The sequence below is a fragment of the Tabrizicola fusiformis genome, from assembly GCF_013328815.1.
Lineage (GTDB): Bacteria > Pseudomonadota > Alphaproteobacteria > Rhodobacterales > Rhodobacteraceae > Fuscibacter.
Map to the genome: position 1 here is coordinate 1 of NZ_JABUHN010000030.1, position 18,388 is coordinate 18,388.

The 18,388-nt window shown below is 61.9% G+C and carries 17 protein-coding genes; 9 read left to right on the forward strand and 8 right to left on the reverse strand.

The annotated features are described in order from the left end of the window. Window positions 1–346, forward strand: a 346-nt coding sequence (locus HS053_RS21480) for an ArsR/SmtB family transcription factor (protein ID WP_347233367.1), incomplete at its 5' end; no start/stop codon positions are given. Window positions 347–425: 79 nt separating this feature from the next. Here the strand turns inward: HS053_RS21480 and lpdA (HS053_RS21485) are convergent. From lpdA (HS053_RS21485) to HS053_RS21495, 3 genes are all read right to left on the reverse strand, one after another. Then, window positions 426–1,841 (reverse strand): dihydrolipoyl dehydrogenase, encoded by a 1,416-nt coding sequence (gene lpdA / locus HS053_RS21485; RefSeq protein ID WP_174213284.1) that lies wholly within the window; start codon window positions 1,839–1,841, stop codon window positions 426–428. Between the two features lie 149 nt (window positions 1,842–1,990). Beyond that, window positions 1,991–2,380, reverse strand: a complete 390-nt coding sequence (gene cueR, locus HS053_RS21490; protein WP_174213285.1) for a Cu(I)-responsive transcriptional regulator — start codon at window positions 2,378–2,380, stop codon at window positions 1,991–1,993. Between the two features lie 55 nt (window positions 2,381–2,435). After that, window positions 2,436–5,162 (reverse strand): heavy metal translocating P-type ATPase, encoded by a 2,727-nt coding sequence (locus HS053_RS21495; protein WP_174213286.1) that lies wholly within the window; start codon window positions 5,160–5,162, stop codon window positions 2,436–2,438. A 159-nt stretch (window positions 5,163–5,321) separates the two neighbouring features. Here HS053_RS21495 and HS053_RS21500 point away from each other — a divergent pair, with 159 nt between their 5' ends. From HS053_RS21500 to lpdA (HS053_RS21530), 7 genes are all read left to right on the forward strand, one after another. Then, window positions 5,322–5,516, forward strand: a complete 195-nt coding sequence (locus tag HS053_RS21500; protein ID WP_174213287.1) for a heavy-metal-associated domain-containing protein — start codon at window positions 5,322–5,324, stop codon at window positions 5,514–5,516. 115 nt (window positions 5,517–5,631) lie between these two features. Next, window positions 5,632–5,934: a CopM family metallochaperone gene (gene copM / locus HS053_RS21505; protein WP_198839228.1), complete on the forward strand. Its 303-nt coding sequence runs from the start codon at window positions 5,632–5,634 to the stop codon at window positions 5,932–5,934. 142 nt (window positions 5,935–6,076) lie between these two features. After that, complete coding sequence (locus HS053_RS21510; RefSeq protein ID WP_174213289.1) at window positions 6,077–6,322, forward strand: hypothetical protein; 246 nt, start codon at window positions 6,077–6,079, stop codon at window positions 6,320–6,322. Between the two features lie 95 nt (window positions 6,323–6,417). Further along, window positions 6,418–6,648: a heavy-metal-associated domain-containing protein gene (locus tag HS053_RS21515; RefSeq protein WP_174213290.1), complete on the forward strand. Its 231-nt coding sequence runs from the start codon at window positions 6,418–6,420 to the stop codon at window positions 6,646–6,648. Between the two features lie 175 nt (window positions 6,649–6,823). Next, window positions 6,824–9,379 (forward strand): heavy metal translocating P-type ATPase, encoded by a 2,556-nt coding sequence (locus HS053_RS21520; RefSeq protein ID WP_174213291.1) that lies wholly within the window; start codon window positions 6,824–6,826, stop codon window positions 9,377–9,379. Window positions 9,380–9,477: 98 nt separating this feature from the next. After that, complete coding sequence (locus HS053_RS21525) at window positions 9,478–9,933, forward strand: MerR family transcriptional regulator (protein WP_174213292.1); 456 nt, start codon at window positions 9,478–9,480, stop codon at window positions 9,931–9,933. Between the two features lie 60 nt (window positions 9,934–9,993). Then, complete coding sequence (gene lpdA / locus HS053_RS21530; RefSeq protein WP_174213293.1) at window positions 9,994–11,433, forward strand: dihydrolipoyl dehydrogenase; 1,440 nt, start codon at window positions 9,994–9,996, stop codon at window positions 11,431–11,433. A 35-nt stretch (window positions 11,434–11,468) separates the two neighbouring features. Here the strand turns inward: lpdA (HS053_RS21530) and HS053_RS21535 are convergent, their stop codons facing one another. Further along, on the reverse strand, window positions 11,469–12,752 hold the full coding sequence (locus HS053_RS21535) for an Nramp family divalent metal transporter (protein WP_174213294.1): 1,284 nt from the start codon (window positions 12,750–12,752) through the stop codon (window positions 11,469–11,471). An 85-nt stretch (window positions 12,753–12,837) separates the two neighbouring features. Between HS053_RS21535 and mntR the strand changes: the two genes are divergently transcribed. After that, the gene (mntR, locus tag HS053_RS21540; protein WP_347233368.1) at window positions 12,838–13,398 is read left to right on the forward strand and encodes a manganese-binding transcriptional regulator MntR; all 561 of its coding nucleotides are present in this window, start codon (window positions 12,838–12,840) and stop codon (window positions 13,396–13,398) included. A gap of 50 nt (window positions 13,399–13,448) precedes the next feature. On the opposite strand, the gene HS053_RS21545 is transcribed toward mntR, so the two are convergent. The 4 genes from HS053_RS21545 to HS053_RS21560 form a co-directional block, all read right to left on the reverse strand. Beyond that, entirely contained in the window at window positions 13,449–15,788 is a 2,340-nt protein-coding gene (locus HS053_RS21545) for a heavy metal translocating P-type ATPase (RefSeq protein WP_370584936.1), read from the reverse strand. 203 nt (window positions 15,789–15,991) lie between these two features. Further along, window positions 15,992–17,449, reverse strand: coding sequence for a multicopper oxidase family protein (locus HS053_RS21550; protein WP_174213296.1), 1,458 nt, complete (start codon window positions 17,447–17,449; stop codon window positions 15,992–15,994). Window positions 17,450–17,514: 65 nt separating this feature from the next. Then, window positions 17,515–17,901, reverse strand: a complete 387-nt coding sequence (locus tag HS053_RS21555) for a hypothetical protein (protein ID WP_174213297.1) — start codon at window positions 17,899–17,901, stop codon at window positions 17,515–17,517. A gap of 106 nt (window positions 17,902–18,007) precedes the next feature. Further along, window positions 18,008–18,346, reverse strand: a complete 339-nt coding sequence (locus HS053_RS21560) for a metalloregulator ArsR/SmtB family transcription factor (RefSeq protein WP_174213298.1) — start codon at window positions 18,344–18,346, stop codon at window positions 18,008–18,010. Window positions 18,347–18,388 lie beyond the last annotated feature (42 nt).

The window sequence follows — 18,388 nt, forward strand, 5'->3', positions numbered from 1 at the left end:
ACCGAATACTGAACCGGGAAGCATCACGACAGGCACTGACATGACTATCGACACTGCCGATCAGATGCTTCCCGCCGTATCCAGGATCTTCAGCCTGTTGGGTGACCCCAGCAGGCTGAAGATCTTGTTTCATTGCTTTGAAAGCCCGAAAGCGGTTTCCGAGATTGCCAGTGCCATCAGCCTGTCGCCCTCGCTGGTCAGCCACCACCTGCGCCTGATGCGCCGCGCGCGTCTGATCCGGGGAGATCGGCAGTCAAAGCAGGTCTACTACCGGGTATCCAATCCGCGCGTCGCCGAGCTGCTGCACAGCACATTGCTGCATGTGCGCGAGGAGCATCTGCACTGACACCTGCGCAGAGCGCACAATGCAAAGGGGCCGGATCCACCACCGATCCGGCCCCCCCCCATCTGCGGTGCTGCAACCTTCAGGCGTGGATCGCGCCCGAGCCGCAGGCAAGCGCCGCCTCGCGCACCGCCTCGCTGAAGGTTGGGTGGGCGTGGCAGGTCATCGCGACATCCTGCGCGGCAGCGCCGAATTCCATCGCCACACAGATCTCGTGGATCAGTTCGCCCGCCGCCGGGCCGATGATGTGGCAGCCGAGGATGCGGTCGGTTTTCTTGTCGACGATCATCTTGACCATGCCGTCGCCCTGGAACACGGCCTTGGCGCGGGCATTGCCCATCAGCGAGAACTTGCCCACCTTGTAGGCGCGGCCCTCGGCCTTCAGCTGTTCCTCGGTCTTGCCGACCGAGGCGACCTCGGGGCTGGTATAGATCACGCCGGGGATCACGTCGTAATTCATATGGCCATATTGGCCGGCCATAGTCTCGACCGCCGCGATACCCTCTTCGGACGCCTTGTGGGCCAGCATCGGGCCGGGAACCGCGTCACCGATGGCATAGATGCCGGGCACGTTGGTCTGCATCTTCGCATCCACCTTGATCTGCCCGCGCGGCAGCATCTCGACGCCCAGAGCCTCCAGCCCCAGACCCTCGGTATACGGTTTGCGCCCGGTGGCGACCAGAACCACATCGGCCTCGACCTCGACCTCGACCTCGACCTCGACCTCGCCCGGCGCATCGTCGCTGCGCTGCGTCCAGCTGACCCGCGCGCCGGTCTTGGTGCGCTCGACCGATTGCACGGCGGCGCCCAGCACGAATTTCATGCCCTGCTTGATCAGGATCTTCTGGAAGCTGCGGGCGATCTCGGCGTCCAGCCCCGGTGTGATCGCATCAAGGTATTCAACCACCGTCACCTCGGTGCCCAGACGCGCATAGACCGAGCCCATTTCCAGCCCGATCACGCCCGCGCCGATCACCACCATGGATTTCGGGATCTGCCCAAGGCTGAGCGCGCCGGTCGAGGTGATGACCACCTCTTCATCCACAGTGATGCCCGGCAGCACTGTCGCCTCGGACCCGGTGGCGATCAGGATGTTATTTGCGGTATGGATCTCTTCGCCGACCTTCACCTGACCCGGCGCCGGGATCGAGGCCCAGCCCTGCAAGCGCGTGACCTTGTTCTTCTTGAACAGGAATTCGACGCCGCGGGTGTTGGTGGCCACCACGTCTTCCTTGTAGCGCAGCATCCGCTCCCAGTCGACCTTGAGCGCGGGCGCGCCGGTGATGCCCATCTTTTCAAAATTCATATGGGCTTCGTGCAGGTTGTGGGTGGCGTTAAGCAGCGCCTTTGACGGGATGCAGCCGATATTGAGGCAGGTGCCGCCAAGGGTATCGCGCCCTTCGACGCAGGCGGTTTTCAGGCCCAGCTGGGCGGCGCGGATCGCGGCGACATAGCCGCCAGGACCACTGCCGATTACAATCAGATCAAAGTCAGCCATCTATCTCTCCAGATACTTCAGGAAGGCGACGCAACAACCCCGCTTCGTGGTGCCATGCGTTGCGTTGGGAGGATTTCATGTGACGCGTACCGCAAACCGGCCGGATTGGCGTGCTTGTCTGTACCCAAGCGTCCTGGCGGCTCGAGAGGTCAGACAACATCTTGTCTTTTAAAGACAGGGCAATCGGGACGACTTTCGCTATCGCAAGCGCTGACGAGGTGATCGAGCGCGCCAGCCATTTCCTTCAACTCTGTAATTTTCTTCCCAAGTGTCTCGATATGTGCCGCGGCCCGGAGCCGCACTTCTGCATGCTTGCCATTCGGATCGCGCCAAAGACCCACCAGCTCTTCAATATCTGGCATCGAGAAGCCGAGAGCCCGGGCATATCGGACAAAGCGAAGGAACTGCACATCCGCATCAGTATACTCACGATATCCGGATGAGGTGCGGCTTGCCTGCGGGATCAATCCTGTCTGTTCGTAGTAGCGGATCATCTTTGCGGATACGCCGGATGCTCTGGCCGCTTCGCCGATGTTCATGCTGCACTCCATTTCCTTAAGGATGGGCGGCCCGGAACGGACCGCCCATTTTGCGTCAGCTCGCGACCTTGAAAGTCTTCAGCCGCAGCGCATTGCCCAGCACGAAGACGCTGGACAGCGCCATGGCACCGGCGGCGAAGACTGGCGACAGCAGGATGCCGTAGGATGGGTAGAGCAGACCCGCGGCAACCGGGATCAGGGCGGCGTTATAGACAAAGGCCCAGAACAGGTTCTGCCGGATATTGCCGATGGTCGCCTTGGACAGGGCGATGGCATTCGGCACACCTTGCAGGCTGCCCGACATCAGCACCACATCCGCCGCCTCGATGGCGATGTCGGTGCCGGTGCCGATGGCAAGGCCCACATCCGCTTCCGCCAGCGCGGGCGCGTCGTTGATGCCGTCGCCGACAAAGGCCACCTTGCCATGCTCGGCCTTCAGACGACGCACCGCCTCTACCTTGCCATCGGGCAGGACCTCGGCCACAACCTCATCGATGCCCAGACGGGCGGCGATGGCCTGCGCGGTGCGTTTGTTGTCGCCGGTGATCATGGCGACCTTCAGGCCCAGATCGTGCATCGCCTTGATCGCAGCCGGAGTCGTCGGCTTGATCGGGTCGGCGACCGCGATGATCGCTGCCAGCTTGCCACCGATGGCGGCATAAAGCGGCGATTTGCCCTCGTTGCCCAGACGTTCGGCGACCGAGGCAAAGTTCGACACATCAAGGCCCAGCTCCGTCATATAGCGGTCAGCACCGATTTCGACACGCTGGTCGTTGACCATGGCCTTGACGCCAAAGCCGGTGACGGATTCGAAGTCAGCGATGGTGGGCAGCGTCAGCCCCTCGGCCTCGGCAGCCTCCACGATGGCACGGGCGATCGGGTGTTCCGAACGCGCTTCGACAGCGGCAACCATGGCCAGCACCTGCGCGCGGTCAAAGCCTGCGGACAGTTCCAGATCGGTCAGCGCGGGCTTTCCTTCGGTCAGGGTGCCGGTCTTGTCGACGGCGACGACCCTGGCGTCCTTCAGCAGTTGCAGCGCCTCGCCCTTGCGGAACAGCACGCCCAGTTCGGCACCCCGGCCGGTGCCGACCATGATCGAGGTCGGTGTGGCCAGGCCCATGGCGCAGGGGCAGGCGATGATCAGCACAGCCACGGCATTGACCAGCGCAAAGGTCAGCGCGGGCGACGGGCCGAAATACAGCCATGCGGCAAAGGTCAGGGCGGCGACACCAAAGACGACCGGCACGAAATACATCGTCACCTTGTCGACCATTGCCTGGATCGGCAGTTTCGAGCCTTGCGCCTCTTCGACCATACGGATGATCTGCGAGAGCACGGTATTGCCGCCGACCGCTGTGGCGCGGATGGCAAAGGCACCCTTTTGGTTCACGGTGCCGGCGACGACCTCGCTACCAGACTTCTTGCCGACCGGGATCGGCTCGCCGGTGATCATCGACTCGTCGACATAGCTTTCACCTTCGACCACCTCACCATCGACCGGAATACGCTCGCCGGGGCGAACCTCGACCACATCGCCGGAGAGCACGGCGTCGATGGCAACCTCGACCACCTTGCCGTCACGGCGCACTCGGGCGGTCTTGGCCTGCATGCCGACCAGCCGCTTGATCGCCTCTGAGGTACGGCCCTTGGCGCGTGCTTCCAGCAGACGGCCCAGCAGGATCAGCGTCACAATGACGGCCGCAGCCTCATAATAGACGTTGATCGTCCCCGGTGGCAGGAAGCCAGGCGAGAAGGTCGCGACCAGCGAATAGCCATAAGCCGCCAGCGTCCCCACGGCGACGAGAGAGTTCATGTCGGGCGTCAACCGACGCAGTGCGGGCAGACCCTTCTCATAGAAGCGGATTCCCGGCACAAAGAGCACAATCGTCGTCAGTGCGAACTGGACATACCAACTGGCTTGCATGCCGATGGTGCGGGCGATCAGGTCGTGAACGCCCGGAATGACATGCGAGCCCATTTCCAGCAGGAAGACCGGCAGGGTAAGAACGGCGGCAATGGTCAGATCGCGCTTCAACTCGCGATATTCGGCGGCCTTCTTCTCGGCGCGCTCGTCATCTTCGGCGGTACCTGCGGCGCTGGCCGTGACCAAAAGCTTCGCATCATATCCCGCTGCAGCAATGGCCGCGATCAGTGCGGCAGTGTCGGCCTTGCCCTGAACCGTCGCCTTTTCGGTGGCAAGGTTGACGACGGCCTGAGTGACGCCAGGTACCTCCTTCAGCGCGCGCTCGACACGACCGACGCAAGAAGCGCAGGTCATGCCTTCAATAGCGATTTCGACCGCCGCCGCTGACGGGGTCAGCAGTTTGGCGTCATAGCCTGCCTCCGCGATGGCTGCGATCAGTGCGGAACTGTCGGCAGAGCCCTGAACGGAGGCCTTTTCGGTCGCGAGGTTGACGACAGCCTGGGTGACACCCGGCACTTCTTTCAGGGCCCGTTCGACCCTGCCCACGCAAGATGCGCAGGTCATGCCTTCAATCGCGATTTCAACTGGGCCGGTAGCAACAGGGACTGCGGCCATGAAGCTTGCGGAGACATCATAGCCAGCATCCTCGACTGCTTTCACCAATGCTGCGCGATCAACCTTGCCGTCAGCAGTAATGCTTGCCTTTTCGGTTGCCAGATTGACGACCGCATTGGCAACGCCCGGCACGGCTTTCAGCGCGCGTTCCACGCGTCCGACACAGGACGCGCAGGTCATGCCCTCGATGGGCAAAGAGATTGCTGCGTTTGTCTGGTCCGCAGCTCGAACGGGGGCTTTCATAGCCGCCTCCTTCCTACATGGATTCGAGTTCGGAACCTAAGATGGTGCTTCCAGTGGCAGGAAGGTCAAGTGCAAAAAAGAACAAAAACCGCCCTTGACCTTCCAGTTGGTGGAAACCCTATATCGCTTGGCATGAGACACGAACCCAAGGAGGCTCTCATGCAATTCCACGTGGAATCGATGACCTGCGGCGGCTGCGCACGGTCTGTCACTAAGGCCATTGAGTCGGTCGATGCTCAGGCAAAGATCGAAACCGATCCGCCGACCCGCACGGTCAAGGTGGAAACCTCTGCAACGCAGGACGACATCCTGAAGGTCCTTGACCTTGCCGGATACCCTGCCACCGCGAAGTAACCGGAGACAGAATATGAACAAGCTGACCCCGATGTTCATCGGCGGCGCTCTCGCCATTTCTGCGGGGCTCGCCTTTGCCCAAAGCCAGCTGCCCGAGGGTGGCAATGCGGGCGGAATGGCCGGCCATGACATGTCGACCATGGGCGGCACAGCCGCTACCGACAGCCCCTCTACTGCAGCCTATACTGCGGTGATGGATGTCATGATGCGTGACATGATGGTGCCCTATACCGGCGATGCCGATGTCGACTTCATGCGCGGGATGATCCCGCACCACCAAGGTGCCATCGACATGGCGAAAGTCGTGCTTGAATATGGGTCCGACCCCGAAGTGCGTGCGCTTGCCGAAGAGGTGATCAAGGCGCAGGAAGGCGAAATCGCCATGATGCAGGAATGGCTTGCAGCGCGTGGCAACTAAGCCCTTGCCGACCAGGCCTCTGAAGACGGGCGTCCCCGGCGCCCGTCTGCCGCACCGGATACCGGAAGCAGTTCATAGGGCACGGGGACAAGCCGCGGACAGGCCATCATCGGGCATGCCTGCCGCAATCCTTGACTGACCCATGGTGGAAAAGACACCGGATATATGGCTCGACCTCCTCAGGGAGGCCGATGTTTCGCCGGATGGCCATCTCGACCTGACCGACGACTCCCGGATTCAGGTGGCAGAGCGCATGACGGATCTTGGCTTTCTGCGTGTGATCCGGGCCCGCAGATACGCCATCACCGCGAAGGGACGCATGCTTCTGAGCGCGGAGGCTCCCGTCACCGGGTTGAGCCGCCTTCGGAAATTCCTGCGGCAACAATGACGAAGGATGTGGGCCGATCGTCGGTGAAAATACCACTTGCTCCTACAGTCGCTGCAGCGCGTACGGTTGCTGCGAATCACATCACGGAGACAGCGATGTCGACCATTTCGACTCTTGAATACCAGATTGGCGGTATGGATTGCGGCAGCTGTGCTGGCACCATCCGCACCGCCATCGAACGCATGCCGGGCGTGTCCGAATTCAACGTCTCGGTCGCGCGCGAACGCATGAAGCTCACGTTGGATGAAAGCAAGACCGACCGCGCAAAGATCGAAAAGGTCATCAAGAGCCTCGGCTTTTCCCCAAGCGCTTTGGCTGGAAAGTAGTTTTCGCGAAATACGGCAGTCAGATTGGTTCGCTCGCCACGCTTCCGTCAAGGGGGCGTGGGTCTGCTGCATGGATGATTTGTCACTAAGATATTGATATAAATAAATTTCTTGATTCTCTAGTGACTAGAGGGATTAGTGTCCGCCCGAATCAGACGTGACTGGAGTCAGTGCAATGGCACGATCGGGATCGGCACCCAAAAAGCTGGAATACGAAATTGGCGGCATGGATTGCGCAAGTTGTGCGACGACCATCCAAACCGCAATCGACCGGATGCCCGGGGTCAGTGAACTGCGGATCTCTGTCGCGCGTGAGCGGATGCAGCTGTTGCTGGATGAGAAGCAGACCGGGCAGGAGAAGATCGTCAAGGCGGTCAAAAGCCTCGGATTTTCCGCCACGCTGATTGGCGAGGGAGCCGCCAACCAGAACCACGATCATGCCGCGCATGAGGGCTGCAAAGCTCACGATCACTCTGGCCATGACCACGCTGCCCATGATCATTCCGGTCACGACCACGACCACGACCACGGCACCTGCGGCGGCGATCACGCCCATGGCAGCCATGAGGCGGAACCTGTCGCGAAAGCCGGCCAGACCGTGATGAAGGTCGGCGGCATGGATTGCGCAAGCTGTGCCGGCACCATCACCACCGCGCTGCAAGGAATGCCCGGCGTCAGCGATGTGCAGGTCTCGGTAGCGCGTGAGCAGATGACGCTGACCCTAGCCCCCGGCATGACCAGCATCGGCCAGATCCAGGATGCGGTGCGCAAGCTGGGCTTCACTGCCGAAATGCCGTCCGCCGCCGCGGCCGATGCCGGATTGCCGTCCGAGCCGGAAGAGGCGCAGCGCAAAAAGGCCTGGTGGCAGGCGCCCAAGGCCAAGCAGCTTGGCATTGCGGCCGCGGCCATCGGCGGCGCCTATCTCGCCACCTTCCTGCAGCCCGACATCGAATACTGGGCCTTCACGCTGGCCACGGTGATCGCCGTCTGGCCGATTGCGCGCAAAGCCTTTGTCGCCGCCCGCTATGGCGCGTTCTTCACCATCCAGATGCTGATGACCATCGCCGCCATCGGCGCCGTCATCATCGGTGAACAAGAAGAGGCGGCGGTCGTCATCCTGCTGTTTACGCTGGGTGAAATGCTCGAAGGCCTTGCAGCGGACCGCGCGCGCTCGGGTATCCGGGCGCTTGGCAAGCTCTTGCCGCGCGACGCGTTGGTCGAGGGGCAGGATGGCAGCACCACCAGGGTCGCCGCCGACAGCCTGCGCATCGGCCAGATCGTCATCGCCCGCCCCGGCGACCGGATTGCCGCCGATGGCGAGATCCTGACCGGCATTTCCTCGGTCGATGAATCGCCCGTCACCGGCGAAAGCGTGCCCGTCTCGAAACAGCCTGGCGAGCGTGTGCGGGCTGGCACCGTCAACCACGATGCCACCCTGCGCATCCAGGTCGACCGCGCCCCCGAGGACAACACCATCGCGCGCATCATCGCCATGGTCGAAGAGGCGCAGGACGCCAAGGCCCCGACCGAGCGCTATATCGACCGGCTGTCGCGCGTCTATATGCCCATTATCCTGACCATTGCCGCAATGGTTGCTGTGGTACCGCCGCTGATGGGCTGGGGCGACTGGCAGACCTGGATCTATCGCGCCCTCGCGCTGATCCTGATCGGATGCCCCTGTGCACTGGTGATTTCGGTGCCGGCAGCGGTCGCGTCCAGCCTTTCTGCCGGTGCTCGTGCAGGTATGCTCATCAAGGGCGGCGCGGTCCTGGAGATGCTGGCCAGCACCAAATATGTCGCATTTGACAAAACCGGAACACTGACGCTGGGCAAACCCAAGGTCACGGATGCAGTGGCCGTCAACGGCGAGTTGCCCCGCATGCTGGCGCTCTCCGCTGCGATCGAACGCGAAAGCTCGCACCCGCTTGCGACGGCCATCGTCGCTCATGCGAGCGAGACCGGCGCCGATAGTCTTGCAGCATCGGATGTCCGCATCGTGCCGGGCAAGGGCATGGAGGGGAAAGTCCAGGGCCAGAGCGTCTTCATCGGTGCGCCGAAGCATGCGGCGGAACGCGCGCCCCTGCCGGAGGATGCGGCAAAGCACATCGCAGCACTTGAGGAGCAGGGCAAGACCGTGGCCGTGGTCGTGGTTGCCGGGAACACGATGGGCCTGATCGCCATGCGCGACGAGCCGCGCTCGGAAAGCAAGGCGGCGATTGCCGCGCTGAAGGCGCAATCGGTCACCCCCCTGATGATGACCGGCGACAACCCCCGGACCGGCGGCGCCATCGGTCGCCAACTCGGCATCGACGTGAAGGCGGGGATGCTGCCAGAAGACAAGTCGCGGGCTGTGGCTGAAATCGCAGCAAAACAGACCATCGTGATGGTTGGTGACGGAGTGAATGATGCCCCGGCGCTTGCTGCGGCGCAGGTCGGGGTTGCCATCGGCTCTGGCACCGATGTCGCGATGGAGGCCGCTGATGCCGCCCTGATGCGCGACCGGGTGGATGACATCCCGCGCATGATCGCTCTGTCGCGAGCAACGATGCGGAACATTCGGCAGAATGTGGGGATTTCGCTGGGCCTGAAGGCCATCTTCCTTGTGACCACGGTGACCGGCGTGACGGGCCTCTGGCTTGCGGTCTTCGCCGATACCGGCGCGACCGTGCTGGTGACGGCCAATGCCATGCGCCTCCTCGGCTTCTTCCGAGGCAAATCCCGCGCGGCCTGAAGCGCGCCTCGTAACCAAAGCACCCCCGCCCCGGGGGGGGGGGGTGCCTTTTGATCAATGGCCCCGAAAATGCGCCCGGATGCCGAGGAGTGAATGACATGAATATGAGCATCGGAAGCCTGTCAAAACAAACCGGCGTCAAAGTGACGACAATTCGGTACTATGAGATGATTCATCTACTGCCGGAGGGCGTGCGCGACGGGGGCAACCGGCGTCGCTATGACCAGTCAGCAGTGGATCGCCTGCGCCTGATCCGCCATGCAAGGGCTATGGGCTTCGAGATAGATGCGATCCGAAGCCTCATCGATGTGATCGACAAGCCCGCTGGCAGTTGCCGCGAGGCCGATGACATCGCCCGATCCCATCTGGAAGACGTTCGCAGACGTATTCGGGACCTGCAGATGCTCGAGGCAGAACTTGCCCGGATGGCATCCGGGTGCGACGATCAGGGAGTCGCAAACTGTCGCGTCATGTCCTCGCTGACGGATCACACATTCTGCGGCACCGAACATCACAGCCATCCCGCCACACTTGTCAGCCGGCGCACCCAATAGGATGCTGCGGCAAACATGACGACAGCGCCGGCCATCCCGGCTGGAACAGAAAGGAAGCCCATGTCCCAGAATTATGACGTTGTCGTCGTGGGTTCAGGTCCGGGCGGCTATATCGCAGCGATCCGCGCGGCACAGCTGGGCCTGAAAACCGCAATCGTCGAGCGCGAGCATATCGGCGGCATCTGCGCCAACTGGGGATGCATCCCGGCCAAGGCGCTGTTGCGCTCGGCCGAGGTGATGACGCTGGCCAGCCACGGGCAGGAATTCGGCGTCGACATCACGGGCCTTGCGCCCAATCTGGGGAAGATCACCAGCCGGGCGCGCGTCGTCGCCGAACGCATGGCGGGTGGCGTGACCTTTCTTATGAAAAAGAACAAGGTCGACATCATCTGGGGCGAGGCAAAGCTGACCGCCCCCGGCGCGATCAACGTCACCGCCCCGACCAAATCCGCAATGCAGCCGCAGGGCCCGATCCCCAAAGGCGTCAAAGGCCCCGGCACCTATATCGCCAAGCACATCATTGTGGCGACCGGTGCCCGCCCGCGCGCCATCCCCGGACTGGAACCCGACGGCAAGCTGATCTGGACGTATTTCGAGGCGATGGTGCCGCAAGAGATGCCAAAATCCCTGTTAATCGTCGGCTCTGGCGCAATCGGCATCGAATTTGCCTCTTTCTACCGCGCACTTGGGGTCGAGGTGACGGTGGTCGAGATGCTGGCGCAAATCATGCCGGTCGAAGATGCCGAAATTTCGAATTTCGCGCAAAAGCGGTTCGAGAAGATGGGCATCAAATTCCTTATGGAGGCCAAGGTTGGCAAGGTCGACAAGGCCGCCAATTCCATCACCGCACATGTGGAAACCAAGGGCGGCAAGGTCCAGACCATCAACGCCGACCGGATGATGCTGGCTGCTGGTGTGCAGTGCAACGTGGAAAACATCGGGCTGGAAACGGTCGGCGTAAAGGTCGAGCGCGGCGTCATCGCCATCGACGGCTATTGCCGCACCAATGTGCCGGGCATCTATGCCATCGGCGATGTGGCCGGGCCGCCGATGCTGGCGCACAAGGCGGAACATGAGGGCGTGATCTGCGTCGAAAAGATCGCCGGGCTGGACCCGCATCCGATGGACAAGCTGCGCATTCCGGGCTGCACCTATGGCAATCCGCAGGTCGCCTCGGTAGGGCTGACCGAGGCCCGCGCGCGCGAGGCGGGCCACGTGGTCCGCGTCGGCCGGTTCCCCTTTATCGGCAATGGCAAGGCCATCGCCCTGGGCGAGGATCAGGGGCTGGTCAAGACCATCTTCGACGCGAAAACCGGTCAGCTTTTGGGCGCGCATATGGTAGGCGCCGAAGTGACCGAGTTGATCCAGGGTTTCCTCGTGGCGATGAACCTGGAGACCACCGAAGAGGATCTGATCCACACCATCTTCCCGCACCCCACGCTGTCGGAGACGATGAAGGAAAGCGTGCTGGACGCCTATGGCCGCGTGCTGAACATGTAAGAACGGGGGGCCATGCCGCAGGGCATGGCCCTTCCTTATCCCAGGAACGGGATCGGCAGACCAAAAGTGCTGGCCAGCAGCACGAAATTCAGCCCCAGCACCACCGCCGCTCCGGTATAGGCTAGCACACGCAGGGCCGGGCTCATGACGTATTCGCCCATGATGTCGCGGCGCGAGGTGAAGATGATCAGCGCGATCATCGGCACTGGCAGGCCGATGGATAGGACGACCTGGCTCATTACCAGAGCCTCGGTCGCGTTGACGCCCGCTGCCACCACGGCAAAGGCCGGGGCCATCGTCACCAGCCGGCGTATCCAGATCGGCACGTGAAAGCGCAGGAAACCCTGCATGATCATCTGCCCGGCCATCGTCCCCACCACCGAGGAAGACACACCCGAGGTGATCAGCGACACCAGAAAGACCGAGGCCGCAGCCGCGCCCAGCAAAGGCGTCAGCAACTGATAGGCAGTCTCGATTTCCGCGACGCCGCTGTTGCCGTCGTGGAATGCCCCGGCCGCCATCATCACCATGGCCATGTTGACCATGCCAGCGATGGCCAGCGCCACCACGACCTCGATGTTGGAATAGCGCAGGACTTTACGGCGCTCACTCTCGTTGCGGATGGTAACGCGCGATTGCGTCAGGCTGGAATGCAGATAGATCGCATGCGGCATGACGGTAGCACCGATGATGCCCACAGCGATGGTCAGCGCCGCAGTATCGGGCAGGTTCGGAGTAATCAGGCCAGCGGCCGCAGACTGCCAGTCGACAGGCGTGATCCAGATCTCGATCAGGTAGCAAAGGCTGATGATGGCGACCATGGTGCCGATAATCAGCTCCATCGTGCGGAAGCCACGTTTCTCAAAGATCAGGATACCGTAGGTCACAATAGCGGTGACGACCATGCCCCAGATCAGCGGCAGGCCAAACAGCAGCGACAACCCAATGGCACCACCCAGAAACTCAGCCAGATCGGTGGCCATGGCGGCGATTTCACTGACCACCCACATCGCCCACACGACGGGCCTGGGGAAAGTGTCGCGTGACATTTCCGCCAGATTCTTGCCGGTGACGATGCCCAATCGCGCCGACAGGCCCTGAAACATCATCGCAATCAGATTGGCCAGCAGAACCACCCACAGCAGCTGATAGCCATATCCCGCGCCCGCCTGAATATTGGTCGCATAGTTGCCCGGATCGACATAGGCGATCGAGGCGATGACGGCGGGCCCCGCGAACAGAAATTTGCTGAAGAACCCCTGCCGTTTTCCGGCGAGAATGGCGGCCATCTGGATGCGGGCGCGATCGGAACTGGTCATGAAGTGGCACGTGAATGAAGGTTGGCTATCTCGTAGAGTATAGCCATGGCTATATCATAGTCAATCGTATCTATTTTGTAGCTTCATGCAAGAAGATGAGCGTAGGTTTGCAAAGCTGCATCGCGGCATCTATGTTTACCCGGGAACTACACTGGAAACCGCCGATCCGTGTTCTCGCGGCGGGCACCTCTTGGAGAGCAGCATGTCAAATGCCCCGGCGCACCCCCCAGCGTCCTTGCAAGCCAGACGTTTTGCGCATGCGCGCGAATGCCAGGCGAGGGCGCTGCTCGAGGACTATGTCGAAATGATCAGCGATTTGATTTCGGTGAGTGGTGAAGCAAGGGTAGCTGATATTGCTGAGCGAATGGGCGTTGCTCAGCCGACGGCCACCAAGGCCATCGGAAGGCTGAAACGCGAAGGGCTGGCGACCTCACGCCCCTATCGCGGGATTTTCCTGACAGATGCGGGTGCCGAACTGGCGGAACGTGTCCGCGCGCGCCACCGGACCGTCGTTGCCCTGCTCGTGGCCGTCGGTGTGCCCGCCGAAATCGCAGAGATCGATGGCGAGGGGCTGGAGCACCATGTCTCGGCCAGAACGCTTGCGGCTTTCGAGAAATTCCTTGCCGCACAAAACCGGCCGAAGTGATCTGGGCGACAGCGGAGCTTGCCGCCCGGATCCTTTTCAATACGCCGTGATCATAGTTTGACGCGCCGCAACCGCAGCGCATTGGCGATCACGGAAACCGAGGACAGGCTCATGGCGGCCGCCGCGAACATCGGCGACAGCAGCCAGCCGGTCAGCGGATAGAAGATCCCAGCCGCAATCGGGATGCCCGCCGTGTTGTAGGCGAAGGCAAAGAACAGGTTCTCCTTGATGTTGCGCAGCGTCGCCTTCGCAAGGTTGCGTGCCCGCACCACGCCCAGCAGATCGCCGCCAAGCAGGGTCAGCCCGGCGCTTTCAACCGCGACATCCGCCCCGGTTCCCATCGCAATGCCGACATCGGCGGCTGCCAGCGCCGGCGCATCGTTCACGCCATCGCCCGCCATGGCGATGACTTCGCCGCGTTTGCGCAACTCTTCGATCAGCGCCTTCTTGTCCTCGGGCATCACTCCGGCGCGGACCTCGTCGATGCCAAGCCGTGCCGCCACCGCTTCGGCGGTGCGCTGGTTGTCCCCTGTCGCCATGATGATCTTCAGGCCTTGCTCGTGCAGCAGACGAATGGCCTCGACCGTGGTTGCCTTGATCGGGTCTGCCACCGCGACGATCCCTGCGACAGCGCCATCAATCGCGATGAACATGGCGGTCTTGCCCTCGGTGCGCATTTCATCGGCCCGCGCCTCATGCGCAGTGGGATCGAGGCCCACTTCGCGCATCATCGCGGCATTTCCGAGCGCGACCGGCTGGCCATCCACCCGGCCCTGCACCCCCTTGCCGGTGACGGCGGCGAAATCCGTAGCGGATTTGCGTTGGGTGCCGCGCGCTTCGGCCCCGCCGACGATCGCCTCGGCCAGCGGGTGCTCCGATCCGCGCTCCAGCGCCGCCGCCACCGCGAGGATGTCGGCCTCCGGCACCGATCCAAGGGTGATCACATCGGTCAGCGCGGGCTTACCCTCGGTCAGGGTGCCGGTCTTGTCGACGACCAGCGTGGTGACGGCGGCCATACGCTCCAGCGCTTCGGCGTTCTTGACCAGCACACCGGCCTGCGCGCCGCGCCCTGCGGCCGTAGTGATCGAAATCGGGGTCGCCAGACCAAGCGCACAGGGGCAGGCGATGATCAGCACCGACACCGCCGAGGCGACCGCAAAGATCAGTGCGGGCTCTGGACCCCAGATGAACCAACCGATGAAAGCGAGGATTGCGACTAGCACCACCGTTGGCACGAAGATCGACGCCACCCGGTCGGCAAGCCCCTGGATCGGCGCGCGCGACCGGCGGGCGCCGGCAACCATGTTGACGATCTGCGACAGCACGGTATCGGCACCCACACGGCGGGCCTCGATCACCAGACTGCCGTTCTTGTTGATGGTGCCGCCAGTGACGTGATCGCCCGCGGTCTTTTCCACCGGCACAGGCTCGCCGGTGATCATGCTTTCATCGACCGACGAGCCCCCCTCAACCACCGTGCCATCAACCGGTACGCTGTCGCCGGGGCGCACGCGAAGGCGGTCACCCTGCATGATGTTGTCCAAAGGCGCGTCATATTCGGTGCCATCCGCCAGCACCCGCCGCGCGGTCTTGGGAGCAAGATTCAGCAGCGCCTTGATCGCATCGCCAGTACGTTCACGGGCGCGCAATTCCAGTACCTGGCCGACAAACACCAGGGCCACGATGACCACTGCCGCCTCGAAATAGGTACCGACGCCATGGCCGGAGCGATAGGCCTCCGGGAATATGCCCGGCCACACCGTCGCCACGATGGAATAGAGGAAGGCGGCGCCGACACCCAGAGAGATCAGCGTCCACATATTCGGTGAACGGTTTATGATGCTGTCCCAGCCGCGCTTGAAAAACGGCGCAGCGGCCCAGAGCACGATGGGCGTCGCCAGTGCGAATTCTATCCATGGCGCGTTCATCGGACCGACCCATTGCCGGACCGGGATGCCGATCATATCGCCCATGGTCAGAAGCATCAGCGGGATAGCGGCAGCAAGGCTGATCCACATGCGACGGGTGAAGTCGACCAGTTCATGGCTGGGCTCATCATCGGTCGTGGGGATCATCGGCTCCAGCGCCATCCCGCAGAGTGGGCAGGATCCAGGGGCGTCGCGCACGATCTCGGGATGCATCGGACAGGTGTATTGCGTGCCCGCCGCCACCGCCTTGGGCTTGTTCGCAGCATTGCCCGACGCGTAGAACCAGGGGTCCGCTTCGAATTTCGTCTGGCATTTGGCCGAACAGAAGTAGTGGGTTTTGCCCTGGAACTCTTGCTTGCGGCTGTCGGGCTTGATCGTCACCTGCATGCCGCAGACGGGATCGGTCGTCACTTCCGCACCCGGATCCGGCGGTGTCATATCATGGCCACCATGGCCTGGCATCGTGCCATGCGCGCTGTGATCGTTGGAATTGTTCATGTCACACTCTCCTCTCCTTGATCCAGCGGCGGCTGTCACAGGATCAAAAGGGCCGTATTTCAGGTAAGCAACGCTGCATCCGGGATTGCGGGTCCGTCAAGAAAGCTCCGCACAGGAATTGCGTGCCAATGAATGGGTAAGCGGGCGGATTTACCGCCCGCCATACTTCAGGCGGAGACGCTGAATTCCGTCATCATGCCCGTTTGCAGGTGCGGCATATGATGGCAATGCAGCATCCAGCGCGCGGCTTCGCCTGCGTCCATCGCAATGGTCACGGCGGCCATGGGAGGCACATAGACAGTGTCACGACGGGCTCCATCAACCCGCCGACCATTGATGTCGACAACCTGAAAAACGTGGCCGTGCAGGTGCATCGGGTGGCCCATCATCGACATGTTGTGGAACATGATCTCGACGCGCTCGCCCGAAACAGCTCCCAGCGGTTTGTGACTGCCCCAGACATTGCCGTCGATGGTCCAGACATAGGGCTGCATCGAGCCGCCGAGCATCACCATATGGATCCGCTGTGCCGCGCGCTGTGGCAGGTTTTCCGCCGCTTTCAACCGCAATTCCTGCGCCATATCAATGTCGAAGGCGGGCGACGCCTCCTCTGCCATGCCAGACAGACGCTCTACCGTTGCACCTGATGTCGCGAGGAACAGGCCGGTCCGCTCACGCGCACCTTCGCGAAGCGCAAGGATCGGCCATGCGCCCTCGCCCGGCAAGGTAATCTCGATATCCATGCGTTGCCCCATGGCGATACCAAAGCGGCTGCCCTCAAACGGCTGAACGGCGTGCCCGTCCACCGCGACAAGACGTCCGGGCAAAACGCCGGTTTCGATCCAGAACACGGTGGAAGAGGCGCCGTTGATCACGCGCATCAGAACCTTACCACCCTTTTCGACCCGCACGACATCGGGATCCGACAGGGTGCGGTCATTGGTTAGATAGGCATCCCAATCATAGTCGTTCAGATCCATGGCCATGCCGTCCATGTTCATGCCGGAATGATCCATTCCGGGCATCGCGCCCATGTCATTGCCTTGCTCCGGTGCGGCACTCATGTTGGACATGTCATGGCCGCCACCATGGCCGCCGGTGATCTCCGCCATAATCTCTTCCGGCTCCTTGAACGACATGTCGTGCAGGAACATCACCACCTGTTGGCGATCTGCCCGCATGTCCTCGTCGCTTTGCACGATCAGCGGCGCGGCGAGCAGCTTCATTTCCTGCAACGGAATATGCGCGTGCATCCAGTATGTTCCGGGCATCGTCGCATAGTCGTAGGAACGACTTTCGCCCGGCATCAGCATCGGACGCGGCAGATCCGGTACGCCATCCTGATCGTTCGGCGGGATCTGGCCATGCCAATGGATCAGCGTCGGTATATCCAGTTCATTGGTCAGATCGACCCTGAATCGCTGCCCCGGATCAAGGACAAGACCCTGACCGCCTAGGCCTTCAAGCCCGAAAACAGTAGCTGCGCGCCCGTCGATATCCAGAACACGCGTCGCTGCCTTCAGCGAAAGCACCTGATCCTGTGCGCGTGCGACGCGGGGAAGTGCCGGAGCCAGCACCATGGCTGCGCCTGCCGCCAAAACTCCACGGCGTGAAATAGTCGTCATTTTCCATCTCCTGATGGGAAAAATTCCTGTGGGTGTCCGCCAGTCTTTCCGACCGGCATCGGAATTTAGATCAGGAGAGGTTTGGGAGGTCGGTCCTGCAAAGCGGGAACACGCCCCGTCAAACGTGAGGAGTCATTGTTTCGCCACCGCGATACGAAGGCCTCAGATGCCCGGAGGCCGTATTTCTCGGCGAAGGTAAAGGTGGTCAGTTTGGCACAGTATGCAGCGCAGAGACCGGCTTCATCGGTGCAGGCCGAGTTTTCTGTGCAATGGTTGTCTTTCATCGGTCGAGCATTCCCATGCCCTCCCCCATGTTCGTCATCGCTGACCATGACCGAGTGAGACGTCGCACGGGACGTATCTTCCATCGCCATGCGGGTGCCATGGCTCATCGTTGCCAAAGAAACAAAGGCAAAGGAAATCAAAGCGATGATGGCGACGAGTTGACGCATGACTTTTGTCCCAAGGCTTCACGACTATATCCTAGGCGACCAATGAAGTCGAGATCGTCCCGGAGCTGTGAAAGAGCTACGGCGCATGGAGTGCGAAACGAGCCAGTCAGTCCGCCTCGTGCTCGTGGCCATGCGCTGAATGATGGTCTTCGCGGACGTGGACCAGCATATCGAGGAGGACATCCGTCACATGCTCATCAGAAATCCGGTAGAAAATCTGCTTCGCGCGCCTTTCGCCACTGACCAGCCGTGCGCCCCGCAACAGCCGCAAATGGTGGCTGACCAATGACTGCGAGAGATCAAGAGCAGCGGCCATTTCGGAAACCGCTTTCGGTCCATCGACACAATGCAGCAAAATCTTCAGCCTGCTGGGATCACCCAGCAGGCGAAAGGTTTCGGCCAGAACACTTAGTTCCTGACTGGTGACATTTGAGTCCTGAGTCACGGATGCCGCCTTCCTTTTTCGGACCTAAGTCTCATTCACAGA